1 protein-coding gene is annotated in these 1,289 nt (G+C 33.1%); it reads right to left on the minus strand.

Annotated elements, in window-relative coordinates:
- Positions 1-10: 10 nt before the first annotated feature.
- Positions 11-370 (minus strand): hypothetical protein, encoded by a 360-nt coding sequence (locus tag BLT18_RS17915; protein ID WP_091277155.1) that lies wholly within the window; start codon positions 368-370, stop codon positions 11-13.
- Positions 371-1,289: the final 919 nt, after the last annotated feature.

A 1,289-nucleotide genomic window follows, 5' to 3' on the forward strand; every position in this document is an offset into this window, starting at 1 on the left:
AATTTTAGATTTAAACTCGGGGGTATATCGTTTTCGTTTCATACCCACACCTTAACACATCCTTATTTCGTGTCTGAAATCTTGGGTCCAGTATACTATCATCTTGGAGTTTTTGTAGGGTGTCAGATGTTGTGTACTTTTCAAATTCAATATTATCCAACATTTTGGTAAAAGACTGAATCTTTTCTTTATCATCTATTTCGACTGCATTATCGGGATTTAACGTGCCGTTTTTTTCCATTTCATTAATGCTTATTTTTTCTATTGTTATATTTTCATTATCTATAATGGCCCCGAAAGATAAACCCTCATTACTGCATCCTGCAATCAAAAAGAGACAAAGAAAAATAACCGTAATAAACCTATTCAATTTAGAAACCCATCTAATCTAGAATCTTATTAATATCTTAACAAAGAATTAATCCATCATTGGCATTGAAATCCATTTATCTAACCTTATCTCTCTCACTTAACAATTTGGCCCTTAAATACGATATTGGAGCCAACTTTTATTCAAGAATGGCGTTCGATAATTGAATATCATATTTCAATTACCAAGCCCACAAAACAATAATATATAATGTCACTGAAAACAAAACTCCAAATAATAAGCCATAGAGTAATTGTTTAAATCTTTTATCGTCATTTTCTCTTCGTGCTTTTTCGCTCTCATAAAACATCTGAAACAATCCAGCAGAAAATATGGCATCGAATATTTTCCCATCCCTTTTTATTATCGGGGGCATTTTTATCACTTTTCATAGACCTGAACCCCTCCATTTAGTAATGGTCTGTTGAAGTAACCCGCCCGTTCGCAAAATATCAATTCTTTGTTTTCTTTATAATAAGTTTTATGGCTTCCAAAATGATATAACTTATTGCTGTGACAATTGCTATCGATAAGAAGTAATTCACAAAAAATATGTCTGTAGGATGTTCTTGCGGATTGATTAGAAGTGCAACCAACCAAAACGACAAAACAACTAAATAAGATGGACAATGATACTTTCATCTATATCCCTCACATTTATAAACCGTCTCTTTCACTAAACTGCCCGATTGTAGAATACTATGATACTTTTTCAACCAGTTTTTTGCTGTTAAATAAGAAAAGTACTCATCCATTAATCTACTTGATGAGTACTTTTCCATTTCTTAATATCTTTTGCATCTGATTATCCACCGGCTACTTCAAGGGGCTGTATCAAAAGCCCTTAACGAAAAATACCATGGACGCCATCCCTCCAGATGGTGACCATGGTATTTTTTTATAACCAGCTTATGCAGCT

The organism is Alteribacillus persepolensis (assembly GCF_900099605.1).
In the GTDB taxonomy this organism is placed as follows: Bacteria; Bacillota; Bacilli; order Bacillales; family Marinococcaceae; genus Alteribacillus; species Alteribacillus persepolensis.